The organism is Vibrio sp. NC2 (assembly GCF_025195005.1).
Taxonomy (GTDB): domain Bacteria; phylum Pseudomonadota; class Gammaproteobacteria; order Enterobacterales; family Vibrionaceae; genus Vibrio; species Vibrio splendidus.
In genome coordinates, this window is the sequence record NZ_JANVFC010000004.1 from 110,915 (window position 1) to 129,930 (window position 19,016).

20 protein-coding genes are annotated in these 19,016 nt (G+C 44.0%); 8 read left to right on the plus strand and 12 right to left on the minus strand.

The annotated features are described in order from the left end of the window. Positions 1 to 44 precede the first annotated feature (44 nt). From NX845_RS07645 to metN, 3 genes are all read right to left on the minus strand, one after another. On the minus strand, positions 45 to 854 hold the full coding sequence (locus tag NX845_RS07645) for a MetQ/NlpA family lipoprotein (RefSeq protein ID WP_102444495.1): 810 nt from the start codon (positions 852 to 854) through the stop codon (positions 45 to 47). Between the two features lie 81 nt (positions 855 to 935). After that, positions 936 to 1,619, minus strand: a complete 684-nt coding sequence (locus NX845_RS07650; protein WP_004734372.1) for a methionine ABC transporter permease — start codon at positions 1,617 to 1,619, stop codon at positions 936 to 938. Continuing rightward, complete coding sequence (metN, locus tag NX845_RS07655) at positions 1,609 to 2,643, minus strand: methionine ABC transporter ATP-binding protein MetN (protein ID WP_004734373.1); 1,035 nt, start codon at positions 2,641 to 2,643, stop codon at positions 1,609 to 1,611. The genes NX845_RS07650 and metN overlap by 11 nt, the downstream gene beginning before the upstream one ends. Before the next feature lie 240 nt (positions 2,644 to 2,883). On the opposite strand from metN, the gene gmhB reads away from it, so the two are divergent. The 5 genes from gmhB to treC all read left to right on the plus strand — a co-directional run bounded on the left by gmhB (position 2,884) and on the right by treC (position 8,341). Then, entirely contained in the window at positions 2,884 to 3,435 is a 552-nt protein-coding gene (gene gmhB, locus NX845_RS07660) for a D-glycero-beta-D-manno-heptose 1,7-bisphosphate 7-phosphatase (RefSeq protein WP_260256752.1), read from the plus strand. Positions 3,436 to 3,512: 77 nt separating this feature from the next. Then, positions 3,513 to 3,854, plus strand: a complete 342-nt coding sequence (locus tag NX845_RS07665; RefSeq protein WP_260256753.1) for an MliC family protein — start codon at positions 3,513 to 3,515, stop codon at positions 3,852 to 3,854. Positions 3,855 to 3,943: 89 nt separating this feature from the next. Beyond that, the gene (gene treR / locus NX845_RS07670; RefSeq protein WP_004734376.1) at positions 3,944 to 4,888 is read left to right on the plus strand and encodes a trehalose operon repressor TreR; all 945 of its coding nucleotides are present in this window, start codon (positions 3,944 to 3,946) and stop codon (positions 4,886 to 4,888) included. Positions 4,889 to 5,091: 203 nt separating this feature from the next. Next, positions 5,092 to 6,516 (plus strand): PTS trehalose transporter subunit IIBC, encoded by a 1,425-nt coding sequence (gene treB / locus NX845_RS07675; protein ID WP_016791314.1) that lies wholly within the window; start codon positions 5,092 to 5,094, stop codon positions 6,514 to 6,516. A gap of 139 nt (positions 6,517 to 6,655) precedes the next feature. Continuing rightward, positions 6,656 to 8,341 (plus strand): alpha,alpha-phosphotrehalase, encoded by a 1,686-nt coding sequence (gene treC, locus NX845_RS07680; protein ID WP_102482491.1) that lies wholly within the window; start codon positions 6,656 to 6,658, stop codon positions 8,339 to 8,341. Between the two features lie 144 nt (positions 8,342 to 8,485). Here treC and NX845_RS07685 read toward each other — a convergent pair whose 3' ends face one another. The 3 genes from NX845_RS07685 to NX845_RS07695 all read right to left on the minus strand — a co-directional run bounded on the left by NX845_RS07685 (position 8,486) and on the right by NX845_RS07695 (position 11,747). After that, entirely contained in the window at positions 8,486 to 9,394 is a 909-nt protein-coding gene (locus NX845_RS07685; protein ID WP_260256754.1) for a hypothetical protein, read from the minus strand. A gap of 102 nt (positions 9,395 to 9,496) precedes the next feature. Further along, a complete protein-coding gene (locus NX845_RS07690) occupies positions 9,497 to 11,062 on the minus strand; it encodes a winged helix-turn-helix domain-containing protein (RefSeq protein ID WP_065681354.1) in 1,566 nt (521 codons plus the stop codon). A gap of 82 nt (positions 11,063 to 11,144) precedes the next feature. Further along, complete coding sequence (locus NX845_RS07695) at positions 11,145 to 11,747, minus strand: YitT family protein (protein ID WP_016784986.1); 603 nt, start codon at positions 11,745 to 11,747, stop codon at positions 11,145 to 11,147. Between the two features lie 347 nt (positions 11,748 to 12,094). Between NX845_RS07695 and glyA the strand changes: the two genes are divergently transcribed. After that, entirely contained in the window at positions 12,095 to 13,345 is a 1,251-nt protein-coding gene (gene glyA / locus NX845_RS07700) for a serine hydroxymethyltransferase (RefSeq protein WP_017095533.1), read from the plus strand. A gap of 358 nt (positions 13,346 to 13,703) precedes the next feature. Here the strand turns inward: glyA and NX845_RS07705 are convergent, their stop codons facing one another. The 6 genes from NX845_RS07705 to tsaA all read right to left on the minus strand — a co-directional run bounded on the left by NX845_RS07705 (position 13,704) and on the right by tsaA (position 18,291). Continuing rightward, entirely contained in the window at positions 13,704 to 14,030 is a 327-nt protein-coding gene (locus NX845_RS07705; protein ID WP_004736794.1) for a hypothetical protein, read from the minus strand. Positions 14,031 to 14,262: 232 nt separating this feature from the next. Continuing rightward, on the minus strand, positions 14,263 to 14,454 hold the full coding sequence (locus tag NX845_RS07710) for a DUF4250 domain-containing protein (protein WP_017095534.1): 192 nt from the start codon (positions 14,452 to 14,454) through the stop codon (positions 14,263 to 14,265). Position 14,455: 1 nt separating this feature from the next. Continuing rightward, positions 14,456 to 14,659: a YaeP family protein gene (locus NX845_RS07715; RefSeq protein WP_009847436.1), complete on the minus strand. Its 204-nt coding sequence runs from the start codon at positions 14,657 to 14,659 to the stop codon at positions 14,456 to 14,458. A 205-nt stretch (positions 14,660 to 14,864) separates the two neighbouring features. Then, a complete protein-coding gene (locus NX845_RS07720; protein ID WP_065681353.1) occupies positions 14,865 to 15,554 on the minus strand; it encodes a tellurite resistance TerB family protein in 690 nt (229 codons plus the stop codon). Positions 15,555 to 15,778: 224 nt separating this feature from the next. Next, entirely contained in the window at positions 15,779 to 17,494 is a 1,716-nt protein-coding gene (locus NX845_RS07725) for a proline--tRNA ligase (RefSeq protein ID WP_017079392.1), read from the minus strand. A gap of 101 nt (positions 17,495 to 17,595) precedes the next feature. Continuing rightward, positions 17,596 to 18,291: a tRNA (N6-threonylcarbamoyladenosine(37)-N6)-methyltransferase TrmO gene (gene tsaA / locus NX845_RS07730; RefSeq protein ID WP_065681352.1), complete on the minus strand. Its 696-nt coding sequence runs from the start codon at positions 18,289 to 18,291 to the stop codon at positions 17,596 to 17,598. A 123-nt stretch (positions 18,292 to 18,414) separates the two neighbouring features. On the opposite strand from tsaA, the gene NX845_RS07735 reads away from it, so the two are divergent. Together NX845_RS07735 and ykgO are read left to right on the plus strand one after the other, a co-directional pair. After that, complete coding sequence (locus NX845_RS07735; RefSeq protein ID WP_065681351.1) at positions 18,415 to 18,675, plus strand: type B 50S ribosomal protein L31; 261 nt, start codon at positions 18,415 to 18,417, stop codon at positions 18,673 to 18,675. A gap of 1 nt (position 18,676) precedes the next feature. Then, complete coding sequence (ykgO, locus tag NX845_RS07740; RefSeq protein ID WP_081008126.1) at positions 18,677 to 18,802, plus strand: type B 50S ribosomal protein L36; 126 nt, start codon at positions 18,677 to 18,679, stop codon at positions 18,800 to 18,802. Positions 18,803 to 19,016: the final 214 nt, after the last annotated feature.

The following is a 19,016-nucleotide window of genomic DNA, read 5'->3' on the forward strand; positions in this document are numbered from 1 at the left end:
TGTCAGCCCCTTCGGGTATCTATACAGTGCTGTCGTTTAGTTGATTACCAACCTTTAACTACGCCACCTTGGAAGATATCAGAAGCTGCGTTGTACACTTCTTCAGTTTGGTAAGCTTTTACGAAGTTCTGTACATTTTCAGCGTTTAGATTGTCTTCACGAGAAACGATTAGGTTTACATATGGAGAGTCTTTGTCTTCAACGAAGATGCCGTCTTTTTGCGGAGTCAGGTTGATAGAGCTCGCATAAGTTGTGTTGATGATAGACAGTGCAACATCATCAAGAGAACGTGGCAGTTGAGCTGCGTCTAGTTCAACAATCGTTAGGTTCTTAGGGTTACCCACAATGTCACGAACGGTTGCTAGAAGACCAGCGCCTTCACGAAGTTCAAGTAGACCTTGTTGCTCAAGAAGCAGTAGAGAACGACCTAGGTTAGTTGGATCGTTTGGTACAGCAATACGAGCACCGTCTTGGATTTCGTCTACCGATTTAACTTCTTTAGAGTAACCCGCAATTGGGTAAACAAACGTGTTACCAGCGATTGTTAGCTTATAACCACGGTCAGCCACTTGCTGATCTAGGTACGGTGCGTGTTGGAATGCATTGATATCGATAGAACCGTCATCTAGCGCTGCGTTTGGTGTTACGTAATCTGTGAACGTCACTAACTCAACATCTAGGCCGTACTGCTCTTTTGCTACTTTAGCTGCTACTTCTGCAACTTGTGCTTCAGCACCTGCCATTACGCCAACTTTGATTTTAGAAGTATCCACTTCTTTCTCGCCACAACCTGCTAGTACTAGCGCTGAAGCTGCCGCTGCGATAGTCAGTAAACCTTTAAGGCTAAATTTCATAATAATCTCCTTTTAATAAATCTATTTAATTTGGTTCAGACGACTCTTGTCTTAGATAGTTTGCGTTTTAACGCTGAGTCTTTATCTGTGGTCAACGCGGCGAACCAATGAATCACCGATTGATTGAATAATTTGTACAAGCACAATCAACATTACTACTGTCACAGCCATGATGGTCACATCGTAGCGGTGGAATCCGTAACGAATCGCGACATCACCTAGGCCACCGCCGCCTACAGTTCCGGCCATTGCTGAGTAGCTCACCAGAGTCACTAACGTAATCGTTACTGAGTTGATGATAGTCGGAAGTGCTTCAGGAAGCAGAACCTTATTGATGATTTGTGTTGGTGTTGCGCCCATTGATTGAGCTGCTTCTACTAGACCTGTTGGTACTTCAAGTAGCGCACTTTCGATAAGTCGAGCCACGAATGGGATAGCGCCAATCGTTAGTGGAACAATCGCTGCGGTTGTACCGATGAAGGTACCAATCAACATCTTAGTCAGTGGGATGATTGCAACCATCAGTACTAAGAAGGGCACGGAACGGCCTACGTTGACAACCGCACCAAGAATTTTGTTTAGCTTGGTGTTCTCTAACAGACCACCTTTTTTAGTCGTGTGTAGAATCACGCCTAATGGGATTCCGACAGCGAAACCAACGATGCCTGCAACAGCAACCATGTAAAGAGTTTCACCTGTTGCGCCTAATAGAAGGTTACCGTTAAGGCTGATCCAGTCAGCAATCTCGTTGAAACTAAAGGACATAGCCAAGCACCTCTACTTTTACATTGTTGTCGCGTAGGAATTGGATAGCAGCATTATCATCTGCTTCATTACCGAACAATTCAGCAACCATCATGCCGAACTTCACGCCGCCGGCGTAATCAAGGTCAGAGCTTAAGATGCTAACGTCGATGTTGAATTTGCGTGCGATTTGCGTCATCAACGGAGCATCGACCGTTGCACCTGTAAACTCAAGGCGTACCAGTGGATAGCTGCTGTTTACGCGAGTATCTTGCAAACGTGCTTGGTAATCTTCAGGAATCGTTAGATCGAGCGTTGAACGAATGAACTGATGTGCCAGCTCTGTTTTAGGGTGTGCGAATATTTCACCCACAGTGCCTTTCTCTACTAGCTCACCATCACCAATGATCGCTACTTCGTGACAGATGCTTTTAACCACATCCATTTCATGAGTAATCAGTAGGATAGTGATACTCAACTTACGGTTAATTTCACGTAGCAGCTCAAGAATAGATTGAGTCGTTGCTGGATCCAACGCACTGGTCGCTTCATCACATAGCAGTACTTTTGGGTCTGACGCTAGCGCACGAGCAATCGCGACACGCTGCTTTTGACCACCACTTAAGTTCGCAGGGTAGGTATCACGCTTATCCGATAGACCAACAAGCTCAAGTAGTTCACTCACTTTCGCTTCAATCGCAGCTTTATCTCTACCAGCAAGCTCTAAAGGCAGTGCTACGTTGTTAAATACAGTACGAGAAGACAGCAGATTGAAGTGTTGGAAGATCATGCCGATGTTACGGCGAGCTTCGCTGAGTTCTGATTTGCTGAGCTTTGTCAGGTCAATACCGTCAACAATCACTTCACCTGAGGTCGGGGCTTCCAACATATTTACACAACGGATCAGGGTACTTTTTCCTGCACCTGAAGAGCCGATAACTCCAAAGATTTGACCTTGAGGTATGTGAAGGTTGATATCGATTAAGGCATTGATTTCTTTAGTGCCTTGATAAAAAACCTTGTTGACTTGATTCACTTTAATCATAGAGAAACCCGTGCAGGTGGAACAGAATAATATGTCGATAGCTCGCTCGATTTACAGACGATGCTATGGTGTTCTATGATCTAAGTCAATAGATATTTTTACGTCTAGACGGCTAAACGTCGATTGTGTTGCTAAGGTAGAAACAAATCGTTAACGAACGCAAAACTAAATAGATAGTGATGAAGCAAATAAAGCGTGTAATAATTAATGATTAATAGAGAGTTGATAGAGAACTGAATTTTGTCTAAACCGGCTGTTTTTTTAGATCGTGATGGTGTGATTAACGTTGATCATGGCTACGTACATGATGAGCATGACTTTGAATACATCGATGGTGTGTTTGAAGCGGCAAAAGCGTTTAAAGATATGGGCTATTTATTGGTACTTGTGACCAACCAATCTGGTATTGCTCGTGGCAAGTTTAGCGAAGATCGTTTTCTTTCTTTGACGCAGTGGATGGATTGGAACTTTGTCGATAATGGTGTTGAGTTAGATGGTATCTATTACTGTCCTCATCACCCTGAACACGGCATTGGCGACTATAAGCAAGATTGTGAATGTCGCAAGCCTAAACCTGGTATGTTCATTTCAGCGCGTGACTTTCTCAAAATTGATATGGCTAACTCTGTCATGATTGGTGATAAAGCTGAAGACATGATGGCCGCAGAAGCCGCTGGTGTTGGTACCAGAGTATTGGTGAGAACCGGTAAACCCGTGACTGAAAAGGGTGAGGTACTTGCCAGTGTCGTGCTAGATAGCATTAAAGATGTACCTGCATATTTAAAAGGCTAAACACAGACCTATCGCTCAGTATGCAAATGAGTGTTGTCCACCATATTTGCCCACTATATAAAGATGAGGAACGAAGTATGAAAGCTATGTTAGTAGCATCTCTATGTTCAGTTGCATTAGTCGGGTGCTCTAAATCAGCAGCTCCTGAGACTGAGAGCGCAGCATCGGATAATCAATTCGTGACTTATCAATGTGAGTCTGACGTTTCGTTTGAAGTGGCTTACCTTGATAATGAAAAAGCGGTATTACGTCTCCCTGAGAATGAATACCGTCTGACTCAAGTTCCAGCAGGTTCAGGAACGAAATACATCTTAGATGATGGAACCTCTGAACTGATTAACAGCGTCACTTTACGCACTAAAGGTGACAACGCACGTCTAGAACTTGGTCGTGTCGTCTATAAAAATTGCCGAAAGTAAGTCATAGTTAACTTCTAGGATTTACAAACAGTTAAGTGAGGGAATATGCCCTCGCTTTTTCCTATCTTCCCTTTAACGTTAGACTTTTTATGAGCAAAAAACTCACTATTCTCGATATTGCTAAGCTGTCCGGTGTTGGTAAGTCAACCGTATCTCGCGTTCTGACCAATGATCCAAAAGTGAAACCTGAAACCCGTGAAAGGGTGGAAAGAGTAATTCAAGAATCTGGGTACTCGCCTTCAAAGTCTGCACAGTCTATGCGCGGTGGCAGTCAAAAAGTCATCGGCGTAATCATTTCTCGTCTGGACTCTCCTTCTGAAAACAAAGCGGTAAGTACGATGCTGGCCGAATTGTATCGAGCGGATTACGATGTGGTGATCATGGAAAGTCAGCTTGATAGAGAAAAAGCCAATGAGCATCTGCAGGTTCTCAAGCGTCGCAATGTAGACGGCATCATTGTATTCGGTTTTACTGACTGTGATATTCCTGCGATTGAAGCTTGGGAACACAAAGCGGTGGTGATTGCTCTGGATACCGAGAACGTGACGTCGATTAACTATGATAACCAACAGGTGATCAATAGTGCGTTAACGCATTTAGCAGATCAGGGGATCTCTGAGGTTGGCTTCATTGGCGTTGATCCTAGTGACAAATCAACCGGTGAACTGCGTCTTAAGGCTTATCTCGAGTGGTGTGAAAATACAGGTTCAATTGCGAACTATCGTACTGGTCAACTTCATCATGAAAGCGCTTATCAGTTGGTGGATGAGGTGCTTGCTCCTGCGACTCAAGCGATTGTCTGTGCGAGTGATACACTGGCTCTTGGCGTAATCAAACGTCTGCAAGAGTTACAACGTGAAGATGTGGTGGTGACTGGCGTTGGTGGCAATGATCTTCTCTCCTTCTTGTTCCCTCGAGTATTTAGCATTGATCCTGGATATCAATCTGCGGGGAAGTTAGCCGCTAATCTATTGATCTCTCAGCTTTTAGGCAATGCAGAGATCTCTCATCACACTCAATCTCCTATCCTATAATCCACTCAATCAAGCGAAATTGAACCGCTTAGATTAAAATTAGAGTGTGATCTCTTTCAATTAATGGGACTGTTCCCATTTTAATTTATTATTCATGAGGGCATTATAATATCCGTAATTGGGAATGTTCCCATTAATCTGAATCGAGTGGTTATAGCTGCATGGTTTAGAAGAGTAATTGAATGAAACCAGGGTGGGGTAGTATGAGTAAGATAGCGAAGCAAGACGTTGCGCGTCTTATCGAGTTAGTCGGTGGCAAAGAGAATATTGCGAGTGTCAGCCATTGTCTAACTCGACTGCGTTTTGTATTGAACGATACGGAACAAGCGAACAAAGCAGAATTAGAGAAGCTTAAACTGGTAAAAGGCTGCTTTACGAACGCAGGTCAATTCCAAGTCGTGATTGGCACCGAGGTTGATGAGGTGTACGCACTTCTGATTGAGCAAACGGGTAAAGATGCATCATCAAAAGATGAGGCGAAGTTGGCTGCTCGTCAAAACATGAATTTCCTTGAGCGTGGTATCTCCCATTTAGCCGAAATTTTCGTACCACTGCTGCCTGCCATTATTACGGGTGGTTTGATTCTTGGTTTCCGTAATGTGATTGGCGACATTCGCATGTTCGACGGCAAAACCTTAGTTGAGATCAGCCAGTTCTGGGCAACCGTTCACTCTTTCTTATGGTTGATTGGCGAAGCGATTTTCTTCTTCCTACCAGTTGGTGTGTGTTGGGCAACGGTTAAGAAACTTGGTGGAACCCCTATTTTGGGCATCACGCTCGGTGTGACCTTGGTTTCCCCACAGTTGATGAACGCTTACATGATAGGTAAATCGGTACCTGAGGTGTGGGACTTTGGCTTGTTCGTGATTGAGAAGGTCGGTTATCAGGCTCAGGTGATCCCTGCGATGTTAGCGGGTGTGGCTCTGGCTTTTATTGAGACCAACCTTAAGCGCATTGTTCCTTCTTATCTGTACCTTGTTGTCGTGCCATTTGTCTCGATCATCTTATCTGTGATTCTAGCGCACGCTTTCATTGGCCCATTCGGTCGTATGTTAGGTGATGGTGTGGCATTCGCTGCCAAAGTGGCAATGACCGGCGACTTCGCGATTCTTGGGTCAGTAGTATTTGGCTTTTTATACGCACCTTTGGTTATCACAGGTATTCACCACACAACCAACGCTGTGGACTTACAACTGATGCAAGACTTAGGTGGCACACCAATCTGGCCTTTGATTGCGCTATCAAACATTGCACAAGCATCTGCTGTAGTTGGCATTATTATTTTGAGTAAGCGTGAAGGCGAGCGAGACATCTCAGTACCAGCTGCAATCTCAGCGTACCTAGGTGTGACGGAACCAGCGATGTACGGCATCAACCTTAAATATAAATTCCCAATGTTGAGCGCAATGATAGGTAGTGCTGCGGCCGCCGCGATTTGTGGCAGCGCAGGGGTGATGGCGAATGGTATCGGTGTCGGCGGCTTGCCGGGCATCCTATCGATTCAACCTCAATATTGGTCGATTTACTTAGTCGCGATGCTGGTGGCGGTTGTACTGCCGATAACGCTGACATTGTTCTTCTATAAACGAGCACAGATGAAAGGCGAGCTAGAAACCGCCAACGCGTAATGCATTTAACAAGCGATGACTTCAAGTAAGTCATCGCTTTTTCTCTTATTTATAGCTTTTTCTTTTAGTTATAACGGCTATTCGACCATGTAAGCATGGTGATTTTTATTTTATATTTTCAGGTAAGTGAGTGTTAGAGATGGCGATGACTGAACATGATGAAAGCTGGTGGAAAACCGCAACCATCTATCAAATCTACCCAAAGAGCTTTTGTGACAGTGGCAGTAAAGGTACTGGCGATATCAAAGGGATCATTTCGAAACTGGATTACCTCAAAAACTTGAGCGTGGATGCGATTTGGCTAACCCCTGTTTACGCATCTCCTATGATCGATAATGGCTACGATATTTCAGACTACTACGCGATTAATCCTCAATTCGGCACCATGGAAGACTTCGACTTATTGCTGTCTGAAGCGCACCAACGTGGCATCCGTATCGTGATGGATATCGTGGTAAACCACACTTCGACAGAGCATGCATGGTTTCAATCTGCTTTGGGCGACAAAAACAGTCCGTACCGCGATTATTACATCTGGAAAGATCCAGTAGCTGGCCAAGCACCAACGAACTGGCAGTCTAAGTTCGGTGGTAATGCATGGGAATTAGATGAGGCGACTGGACAATACTTCCTACACTTATTCGCCAAAGAACAGGCTGACCTTAATTGGGAGAACCCGGTTGTACGTGAAGAAGTGAAAGACGTTATCAGCTTCTGGGCTGAAAAGGGCGTCGATGGTTTCCGCCTTGATGTCATTAACCTGATTTCGAAGCAGCAAGACTTCCCTAATGATGATATCGGTGATGGTCGTCGTTTTTATACCGATGGCCCACGTGTGCACGAATATCTAAAAGAGATCAGCGAAGCGGTATTCGAGAAATACGGTAGCGTGACCGTCGGCGAGATGTCTTCAACCACGTTGGAGCATTGTCAGCAATATTCAAACGTTGATAACAGCGAGCTATCGATGGTGTTTAATTTCCACCACCTTAAGGTCGATTACACCAATGGTGAGAAATGGACCAACGCTCCCTTCGATTTCTTACAGCTCAAGTCGATCTTTAACCACTGGCAAACTGGCTTGAACGGAAAAGGTTGGGGTGCACTATTCTGGTGTAACCACGACCAACCAAGAGTCGTGAGCCGCTTAGGTAACGATCAACAATATCGCGTTGAATCAGCCAAGATGCTTGCTGCGTCAGTCCATATGATGCAAGGCACGCCGTATATCTATCAAGGTGAAGAGATTGGCATGACCAACCCGGGTTACACCGAGATCAGCCAGTATCGTGATGTAGAGAGTACCAATATGTACGACATCATGGTGAATCGTGACGGTGTTACTCATCAAGATATGATGGCGATTTTAGCGCAGAAATCTCGTGATAACTCTCGTACACCAATGCAATGGAACAGTGAGCCTTACGCTGGCTTTTCGCTATCACAGCCATGGTTAGATGTTGCGAATAACTACACTGAGATCAACGCTGAGCAAGCGCTTGAAAATAAAGACTCGGTCTTCTATTTCTATAAGAGTTTGATTGAATTGCGTAAAGAAGTGCCGGTGATTACTCATGGTAGCTATCAAGACCTACTGCCTGAGCATCCATCCATTTTTGCGTATGTTCGTGAGAGTGAAGGACAAACTCTGCTGTGCATTAACAACTATTATGGTGAAGAGGCTGAATGCGTTTTACCTGAACATTTTGAGATGGCGAAGGCTAAGAGCTTGTTGTCTAATTATCAAGTGAGCGAGAGTTTAGTGGCGTCTCATCATCAAGTTTTGCAACCTTACGAGACTCGTATTCTCTTGATCGAAGGTTAGCCTTGTTTTTATTTCAATCGGCTTGATTCTCATTCCCCTTAAAGGATTCGGCTGCTAAAAGGCTTTGGAGTGCTCCCCAAAGCCTTTTTTATTGTTTGCGGTTAGCACACGGTTAAGCTTAGGTTTAGTGAATCTAAGTCAAGGCTAGCTAATTGAGGTCAGTATCGCTGCTGATTCTTCAATAGTAGATTGCTCTACAGATATCAATTCAATCTGTTCAATTAAGCCGATGCTTGGGTTGAACCAGCGCTCTGATGATGTGCCAAATTCTGCGGAATCCATGCCTTCACAGTTGATGTTGTAGGTGTTTTTCTCTGTTAGGTTCGCAGCTTCGATCGATTTATCAGAGATCTTGAAACTCTTACGTACACCTGTTTCTTCAATCTGTTGTTGCCATGTGACTCGGCACGAGGCGTCGGTTGGAAGGCTTGTTACCCACGAGTGATCTTCAAAGTCATTCAGCATGTTAGCGACTGCTTCGCCATCTAACGTGACTTGTAACGAAACGGTTTCCTCACTGATGTCAATGATCGGGTTGCTCTCTCTTACGTCTGTTCCTTTCAAACGGAACATTGGGCTGCTGTACATCATTCTCGTGATGTATTGGCTACCAATGAAGTAAGCGTTGGTGATTTCGTGTAACCCACGGTCGGGGCCTGCAAAATAAATGCTGCCGTCTTCTTGTGTACCTTCAGCATTCGTCATGATGTCTTCAGAAACATAAAATTCGGTGATGCCGTAATTGATCAGGTCATTGATAACTTGAACGACCTCTTCATTGCCGGCCTCTTCTTTTAACCCTGCAATAATGAGTTCACCGCTTACAGGTGTGAAGCTCATTGTCATCACGCCTTCAGCCTGATCATCTTTGGTAAATGAGTAGCCTAATGTTGTTTCTGATTTAGGGGCAAATGCAGAGCTCTCAATAGGGTAATCAACCTGATTGTTTGGACCTTTGCTATCACCTGTTGAACCAGAAGAAGAACCACCCCCGCCGCCACAACCATAGAGAGCAAAGAGAGAGGTCGCTAGCAGCGTCATTGTTTTTTTCATGTTGAACATTCCTAAAGTTGGAAGCCCTTGATGGGCCCTATGTTTTTAGGAATGTTATTGTTCGAAGAGTAAATAGGGCAAAAAACGAAGTCACATAAGATCTTAATTTATGTTTAAGTTGTTTATTTTAAATGGTTTTTTGTTTTGATTTGAGATCTGTTGCCCAACAGCTGTGCAGTAATTCAGCATTAAGCTTTCCCACTGTTTTATGATAAGTGGGTCTTTAACGCTTAGCTTCAAGCTCTTCCAAGGTTGCAGGCAGGTCGATTTTGATTCTGGTTTGGATAGCCGGGCGAATAGATCTTCGGATGGAACCACTCTCAATAAGGCAACTAGAGACTCCATGTAGTTCAGGCGAAACTTCTCCATGTTGTCTTGCTTATAAGCGATATGAGAAACCATCATATAAACCAACGCATTTTCGATCTTAGAGTTGCCTGAGGTATTGGTCAGAAGCTCTTTTGCGGTTTGCAGGTCTCTTAGTTTGAAATGAATGATACCAAGCCACAGCTTCAGTTCGTCTGGTAGTCGGTTAAAACGAGTTTGAACAAGGTTAGTGAACGCGACGAGCTTCTTCTGATCTGTTTCAAATAGCGCAAGTTGACGCGCAATCAGAGTCGACGTCATGGTATTGAGCTTGATGCCATCCAGCGCTATGGCTTTTCCACTTAGCAATTCGCTGACTTCGGCATTGTCGACTGACCATTCTGGTGGTAATGGTGCTGGCAGTGCAAAGTAGTTAGCTAGCTCTCGGTTGATCTCCATAAGGCTGCTGCTGATGTTATTGACATCAATAGAGTAAACACCACCAAATGCGAGCTTCCCTGAGTTTGGGTAAATCAGGCTTATCTTTGTGATAAGGCGTTTGTCCACTTCTTGATCTTTGAGCTGAATGTTAAGCAGGTAATCACTGGTACGCATGTTCTTTGCGCCCGGAAAGAAGGGAGAGCTATCAATAGGGTCAAGGAAGTAGCTTGGCGCATCTTGGTTAGCAAGATCGGTGTAGGCGTATTCAATCTGTTGTTGAAGTAATAGTGCTTTTACGACTTTTCGGTATTTTCTGGAATTCTCACCAATGGCATCCAATCGGTTTAGGAGAAGCTCAACCTTAGGAATCAATCGTTGGTCACGTTCAATTTCTGAAGCGCGAGTGGGAGATTGCCAAAGCATGTAACTCATTACCGCAGTGCTGATCAGTAAAGCCAAAGACACCACGACTAACCAAGGGTTAACTGGATTAGATCTATTCCTTTCTTGACTGACTGGAGATTCCAGTTCTGCATCATTCGTTGCAGTTTCAGGGGAGGTCGCGGCAAAACTAACCGAGTTTGGGTTTAGAAAATAGCCTTTACGTGGGTAAGTCACTAGTATTTTGGTTGCGTCGCTATCAGGCAGGTGTTTTTGAAGTACTGAACGTAAGGTACTGATTCGGTTGGTCAGAACATTTTTGGAAATGAAGTTGCTTTGCCAGACAGATTCAATGATGTGCTCGGCGGCGAGCGGTTGACCAACGCTGGTAAGAAATAACTCTAAGAGCTCGATAGAACGAGGCTCTAAATCAATGACCTGCTCGTCGCAGCTTAAGACTCGTGTGTTGGGGTTGAACTCCAAGCCTTCAATATAAATAGAGGCTTGTTGGTCTTTGGCGCTGGAGAGGTAATCTTGCATAGAAAAGGCAACGGTTTATAAAACCTAAATTCTAGCTGTTTTTGTTACTAAAAACAGCTAGTAATTCATAGGGGGATGGGTATTAAGACGCGTAATTCACCGAGTAACGAGTAGGCTTGTGGTTCATTGCTAATACGATGTTCAATACTGCGGTGCCCAATACCGAAACGGCAATTACCCAAGGCGATACGAAGAAGCAAGACGCAAACAGAATACAGGCATCAATGCCCATCTGAGTTTTACCTACAGAGATGCCATAGCGGTCTTGGATGAACAAACATAATACGTTGAAGCCACCCAAGCTTGAGCGGTGACGGAATAGGATTAACATACCTAAGCCCATTAATAAGCCACCGGCAACAGCACAGTAGATCTCGTTATGAACTTCTAGTGAGATAACGAGGTATAAATGATCGGCAAACACAGAAACTAACGCACCAGCAATTGCACTGCTAATGGCAAAGCTACGGCCAAATCGTTTCCACGCTAATAAATAGAATGGACAGTTGGCCACAAAGTACAAAATACCGAAGGTTACAGGTAAGAATTGACTCAAAAGCAGAGCCAAGCCAGTAGTACCACCGGTAAGCAGGTTCGCTGACTGTAAAAAGAAGACGCCTAACGCCACTAAAAACGTGCCAGTGAGAATAGCTACCCAATCTTCTTTACGTGAGTGTTTTTCCATCGTTTTAATAATTACCTAACCAATAAAGGCGTGCATAGTAGAGAAAAACCTTAGCTTTCGGTAGCTTGAGGGGCAAAATTAAGGTAAACCTATGTAATCTGCGTTTTACAGGGTGTAAAGCGTAAAATTGACAGTAAGCGTCATCTTTGGTTGGATAAGCTTAATAACCATGATGAATCTTATATGTGATTATGAAAAAACTGCATGATAAAATTGCAATTAGCTCTTTATGACCTAGATCAAATTATGTAGAATGCGTCACATCAAAACGGTGACGGAAACGTTTGCTTTCTGTCGTTGTGTGGTTTTTTTGAAACTTTCAGTACAATCTGAGTCAGGAGATACAGATGCTTAAGCGTGACATGAACATTGCTGATTACGATGCGGACCTATTCGCAGCTATCCAAGAAGAAACTCTTCGTCAGGAAGAGCACATCGAACTTATCGCTTCAGAAAACTACACAAGCCCACGTGTAATGGAAGCTCAAGGTTCTCAACTTACAAACAAATACGCTGAAGGCTACCCTGGTAAGCGTTACTACGGTGGTTGTGAGTTCGTAGATAAAGTTGAAACTCTAGCAATCGAACGTGCATGTGAACTGTTTGGCGCTCAATACGCGAACGTACAACCTCACTCAGGTTCTCAAGCAAACAACGCTGTATACATGGCACTACTGAATGCTGGCGATACTGTTCTAGGTATGAGCCTAGCGCACGGTGGTCACCTAACTCACGGTTCTCCAGTAAACTTCTCTGGTAAGCTTTACAACATCATCCCTTACGGTATCGATGAAGCAGGTCAAATCGATTACGAAGAGATGGAAGCGCTAGCTATCGAGCACAAACCTAAGATGATCATCGGTGGTTTCTCAGCTTACTCTCAAGTTTGTGATTGGAAGCGCATGCGTGAAATCGCTGACAAAGTAGGTGCTTACTTCTTCGTAGATATGGCTCACGTTGCCGGTCTAATCGCTGCAGGCGTTTACCCGAACCCAGTTCCACACGCTCACGTTGTAACAACGACAACGCACAAAACGCTTGCTGGTCCTCGTGGTGGTCTTATTCTTTCTAACGAAGGTGAAGATCTTTACAAAAAGCTAAACTCAGCAGTATTCCCTGGCGGCCAAGGCGGTCCTCTAATGCACGTTATCGCTGGTAAAGCAGTAGCGTTCAAAGAAGCTCTAGAGCCAGAGTTCAAGGAATACCAAGCTCGCGTTGTTGCTAACGCAAAAGCAATGGTGGCTGAATTCCTAGCACGCGGTTACAACATCGTTTCAGGTTCTACAGAGAACCACCTGTTCCTAGTTGACCTAATCGACAAAGACATCACAGGTAAAGAAGCAGATGCAGCACTAGGTTCAGCTAACATCACAGTGAACAAGAACTCAGTACCAAACGATCCACGTAGCCCGTTCGTTACTTCAGGTATCCGTATCGGTTCTCCTTCTATTACTCGTCGTGGTTTCTCAGAAGCAGACGCGAAAGAGCTAGCAGGTTGGATGTGTGACATCCTAGATAACATGGGTGATGAGTCTGTTATCGAAGCAACTAAAGCAAAAGTATTAAATATCTGTAAGCGTCTACCGGTTTACGCATAATTTTTTCTGCGTAGAGTGAACGAATTTCTGTGTCGCACATACTTATTTGCTAGCGCAAACTCCGTGTGAGCTCCTTAAACTTCGTTCATCTACTTTGAAAAGAGTTTAAAAGGTCCCTTTGGGGCCTTTTTTGTATACGTAAGTAATAAAGTCGTTGTTGAGCATGCTCACTTACATTCGTAAGCTCCGCGTGCTCTCCTAGAATTTCAAACGACTACTTTGAAAAATACGATTTGAAAGGCTCCTCGATAGGAGCCTTTTTTACGTTTGAAGATTAGCTGTCTGAGTAATAAGGAGCGGGTACTAAAAAAGGGCTGATGTTTGCACATCAACCCTTTGTTGTTTGCTGGTATCGGTTTTACTTTTTGATGCTCAGTAAAGTACCTGACTTACATCTAAACGAGTAGTAGCTACGGCTCTCGTTGAATTTGCCTAAGCCTTCGCCATCACAATAGTCGATGTTGATATCACGCATTACTTCTAGCGTATCTTCGCTGTTCAAAGCGAATTTAGAACCATCAGAACAGACGATACGAATTCGCTCATCATGGCTTACTGAGTAGATATCGACTTCGGTATTACACAGCTCAAAAGAGGCTTCACGAAAGTTGTCTTGCTGAGTATTTGAAGCGCAACCTGCAGTCAGTGTTGCAGCGAAAACTGCCAAAAGTCCGAGTCTTTTCATTGTTAATCCTTCGGTATCATCAGATTGGATGATGAGTTTTATAAGCTATTTGAGGTAGCCTATACAACAATACGCTTAGGTTCAAGGAGCGTTCGTTGACTCTAAGATATAAAAGTATAGATGTAGACAGATAATTTATAACTGACTAACTACATGTTTATCCAATACGTATCACCAATAAAAAAGACCAACACTGAGGTTGGCCTTTCAAAATCAAGCTTGTTCTAAATGACTATCGAAATTGTTTGGCTTCTGGAAGGTACTCAAAACCAGCAGACGCAAGTTTTGCGATCAATGCTGCTTTGTCGATTTCGTAGAAGTTGATTACTCGATCCAAATCACCGCCGAAGTCGTCACGTAGCTTCATGTTGACGATGCTCATCAACATCACTGGATCCATCTTTTCAAAATTAGCGAGGTTCATATTAGTCCTCGAAATCTGAGATCAGCAGATTGGCTGCGGCAAATGCAGCGCGATCACGTGCTTCTTTAGGAAGAGATTCATCTGCAGCAAGGTCATTCAATGTTTTTACCGCGCAGGTGATCGCTTTAGGGATATAGCCTTGGTCGCCACTGCCAATTTGAGAATACAGTTCACGCACCAAATCACAACAATCGTATACTTTCATTTTTATACCTAACCAAATGATAACTGATCTCAATATACACATAGAGATAAGCAAAAACAAAGTGGATCTGATTAAGTTCAGAGTTAGTTTGTTCTTGCTCAATATCTCATTCTGTTAATGCTCAGCGTATCACTTTGCTAGTCTGCTACTTAGCGTGTATTTGCGGCTTAGCATGATATTTATTGATTAGCCTAATATTGACCGCTTAACCAGATATCTGCTGTTCAAGTTGATAAGTAACTTCATCTGCAAGGTTGAGTTGCTTAGCTAACTCTTTGAGGTAGGCCTTCTCCATAAAGTTCTGCTCGTCAGCCACAATCAAAGAGGCTAAGTAGATCTCACTTGCTTGTTGAGGTGAAGTTGCGAGCTGAGCAATCTCACTTGGGTCGAGTGGTTTGTGCAGCTCTTCAGAGACCAATTTAGTCAGTTGATAGTCCGCGCCCATATTTTCGACCGTTTGCTCGATCTTTGCCATCTCCTCCTCATCGACATGACCATCGGCTTTGGACGCAGCAATCATCGATCTTAGAATCAGCACACTATGGTTTGAGTCGTTCTCATCAAATTGAGCTTGTTCGGTATTCGGTGTTTGGCCTTGTTTAGACTGGTAATCGTTATAGACTTTGTAAGCGAGAGCGCCAAGTGCTGCTGCGCCACCAATACCAGCGGCTTTCTTACCCATTTTCTTGGTTTTCTTCGAGCCCATTAACGAACCTAAGAGTCCTCCGCCAACTGCGCCTGCACCGAAGGCTCCGAGCGTGCTTTTGTTGATACTCTTGCCATTGCTGCCTTGAGTTAGGCCACTTAAACTTGAAGACCCTTGTGAAAGTTTCTGAGTGCCTTGTTTAACGAGATCTGATTTAAGTGCTTGGTTCAGTAAGCTTTTGATATCCATCGATACCTCCAATGGTGAGCATGTCCAAAAAGTTGATGACACCAATATACGGATTTAAAGATGAACAGGGGATTAACTTACGTTATTTACTCTACTAATAAATAGAAGGGAGTTTGAAGCGAAATGACAGGCACAAAAAAGGCCACCTAATGGCAGCCTTTCAATGTTTATCTAGCGAGTAACCAATTATTTAGTCAATACAGACTTATTCAGTTACTTAATTACTAAGCTAGTTGAGCTTTAAGGTGCTCGATAACCGTGTCCATTGCGATAACTTCTTTATCACCAGTACGACGGTTTTTGTATTCGAAGTTACCTTCGTCCATGCTGCGATCACCGATAACGATAGTGTGAGGGATACCCACAAGCTCGATATCTTTAAACATAACACCAGGGCGCTCTTTACGGTCATCGAATAAAACTTCGATACCCATAGCTGTTAATTCAGCGTATAGCTTCTCAGCGGCTTCTTTAACGCGCTCAGATTTGTGCATGTTCATTGGTACGATAGCAACTTGGAACGGTGCTAGTGCGTCTGGCCAAGTGATACCGAATTTATCGTGGTTTTGCTCGATAGCCGATGCAACAACACGTGAAACACCGATACCGTAACAACCCATTTCTAGGATTACGCTCTTACCATCAGGACCAAGCACGTTACAGTTCATTGCTTTAGAGTAAGTATTACCTAGTTGGAAGATGTGACCAACTTCGATACCACGCTTAAGTTGGATAGTACCTTGACCACATGGGCTTAGGTCGCCTTCAATAACGTTACGTAGGTCTTCAACTTGAGCAAGCTCTACGTCACGACCCCAGTTGATGCCGAAGTAGTGCTTACCATCTACGTTTGCGCCAGCGCCGAAGTCACTCATTACTGCTACAGAGCGGTCAACGATGAATGGTAGCTCTAGGCCAACAGGACCTAGTGAACCAGGGCCTGCACCAACAAGTGCACGGATTTCTTCTTCAGAAGCCATCTCTAGCGGAGAAGCTACTTGTGGAAGATTTTCAGCTTTCACTTCGTTCAGTTCGTGATCACCACGGATGATCAGTGCGATGATGTCTGCATCTACTTCATCAGAAGCTTTAACGAATAGAGTCTTAACTGTCTTCTCGATTGCTAGACCGTGTTGCTCTACAAGCTCTGCGATTGTTTTTGCGTTTGGCGTATCAACCAGCTCCATCTCTTGAGTAGGCGCTGCAACTTCTTCAGTAGGAGCTAGTGCTTCTGCTTTCTCGATGTTCGCTGCGTAATCAGATTCAGAAGAGAATGCGATTAGGTCTTCGCCGCTTTCGGCAAGAACGTGGAACTCTTGAGAGCCGCTGCCGCCGATTGCGCCAGAGTCTGCTAATACTGGACGGTATTCAAGGCCCATGCGGTCGAATGCTTTACAGTAAGCATCGTGCATCGCTTGGTAAGACTTTTCTAAGCCTTCTTTGTCGATATCAAAGCTGTACGCATCCATCATAGAGAATTCACGTGCACGCATTACGCCAAAACGAGGGCGGCGTTCATCACGGAATTTAGTCTGGATTTGGTACAGGTTTAGAGGTAGCTGTTTGTAAGAGCTGATCTCGTTACGTACTAGGCTCGTCACTACTTCTTCAGCTGTTGGGCTAAGAACAAACGGACGAGAGTGACGGTCTGTGAAACGAAGTAGCTCAGGGCCCATCTTTTCAGAACGGCCAGTCTCTTCCCAAAGCTCAAACGGTTGAACTACGGGCATCAAGATTTCAACGGCACCTGCATTATCGATCTCTTGGCGAACGATATTTTCGACTTTACGCAGTACACGTAGACCAGTAGGTAGCCAAGTATATAAACCTGAAGCTAGCTTACGGATCATACCTGCACGTAGCATCAGCTGGTGGCTGATAACTTCTGCGTCGTTTGGAGTCTCTTTCAGAGTAGAAAGAAGGTAGTTACTGGTACGCATTCTATGGTATCCGTTTCATCATTGATAAAAGAAAATTTGCTGCAGTGAGTGACGACAGCAAATCTGATATAGCCGCATATAATATCAGCCTATTTGGGATCTCAAAAGCGTTCAATGTCAGTTACATTGATGAAAAGCGTTTCAACCACGAATTTCACGTTAAGATCGAACAAATTTACCGCATATTCCTTGTTGTCAGGCTTACCTTTCTTATAGGCAGGGCGAGGATCTTGGCCTAATACTTCTTTGATCACCTGAATGATATGGCGCGCTTGTGGATGGCTTGCGAGCTTACTTTGCGCTTGCTGCGAAAAGTTAACGTCGAGCACTTCTGGTTCATCGGCGGCAAACCCTCCCAATGCATCCGGGATCGAATCTGAGTAGGGGATATAAGGCTTGATGTCGATGATCGGTGTGCCGTCTACTAAGTCGACGCTGCCAAGATCCAACCAAGTCTGCCCTTTCTCTTGAGATACACCTTTGAGTTCAACCGCAGACATGCCAATTCCATTGGGTCTGAATGTGGCACGAGACGCGAAGACACCAATACGTTCATTGCCGCCAAGGCGAGGTGGCCTCACGGTTGGTTTCCAGCCTGCTTCAAGGTTCTTATCGAACAAAAACAACAACCACACATGGCTAAATTGCTCAATATCTCGAACAGACTCAAGGCAGTTTGCTGCGTCAACCAACCTGACTCTTGAGGTGGATGTTGGTACTAACCTAGGCTGTCTTGGCACAGCGAACTTCTCTTTATAAGGAGACTCAATAAAGCCAACAGGTTTAATGGTGTACATAGCAAGGTGTTCTCTGGTTTCAGTTAAGACGGAAAAATATCATAAAATCGCTTGTTTTTCTTTTGATAATAATTATCATTTGATATGTTATAACGTATCAATTTAATTATTTAGGGAAATACAATGAAACCGAATATCCACCCTGACTACCGCACAGTGGTGTTCCATGACACCAGCGTTGATGAGTACTTCTTAATAGGCTCTACGCTGAAAACAGACCGCGCTATCGAATGGGAAGATGGCAATACTTACCCTTATTTCACGATTGAAGTGTCTGCAAAGTCGCACCCTTTCTATACGGGTAAACAGCGAGTGCTACATAAAGAGGGACGTGTTGCTAACTTTACTCGTCGCTTTGGTCAATTAGGTAAGGGAGCGAAATAGAATGAAAGTTATAAAATCACTTAAAAGTGCGAAAAGCCGTCATCCAGATTGCCAAATAGTAAAGCGCAGAGGCCGTCACTATGTCATCTGTAAATCCAACCCGAGATTCAAAGCGGTTCAAAAATAGTCAGTCAAATTGATGTGACACGAGTGTAAAAACGAGGGGAAAGTCAAACTTCATTCATTTGTCTGTTTTTCTTTTCCTTCGAGAGGAACCTTGCAAAATATTGCGTGTTAAATTAGCGTATGCTGTGTTTTATTTTTAAATGAATCAATGAGTTACATCGCCAGTTATTTTTGTAGTGAATGTGTTCCTGTGAATTATAAATCTAGTTTTTGTA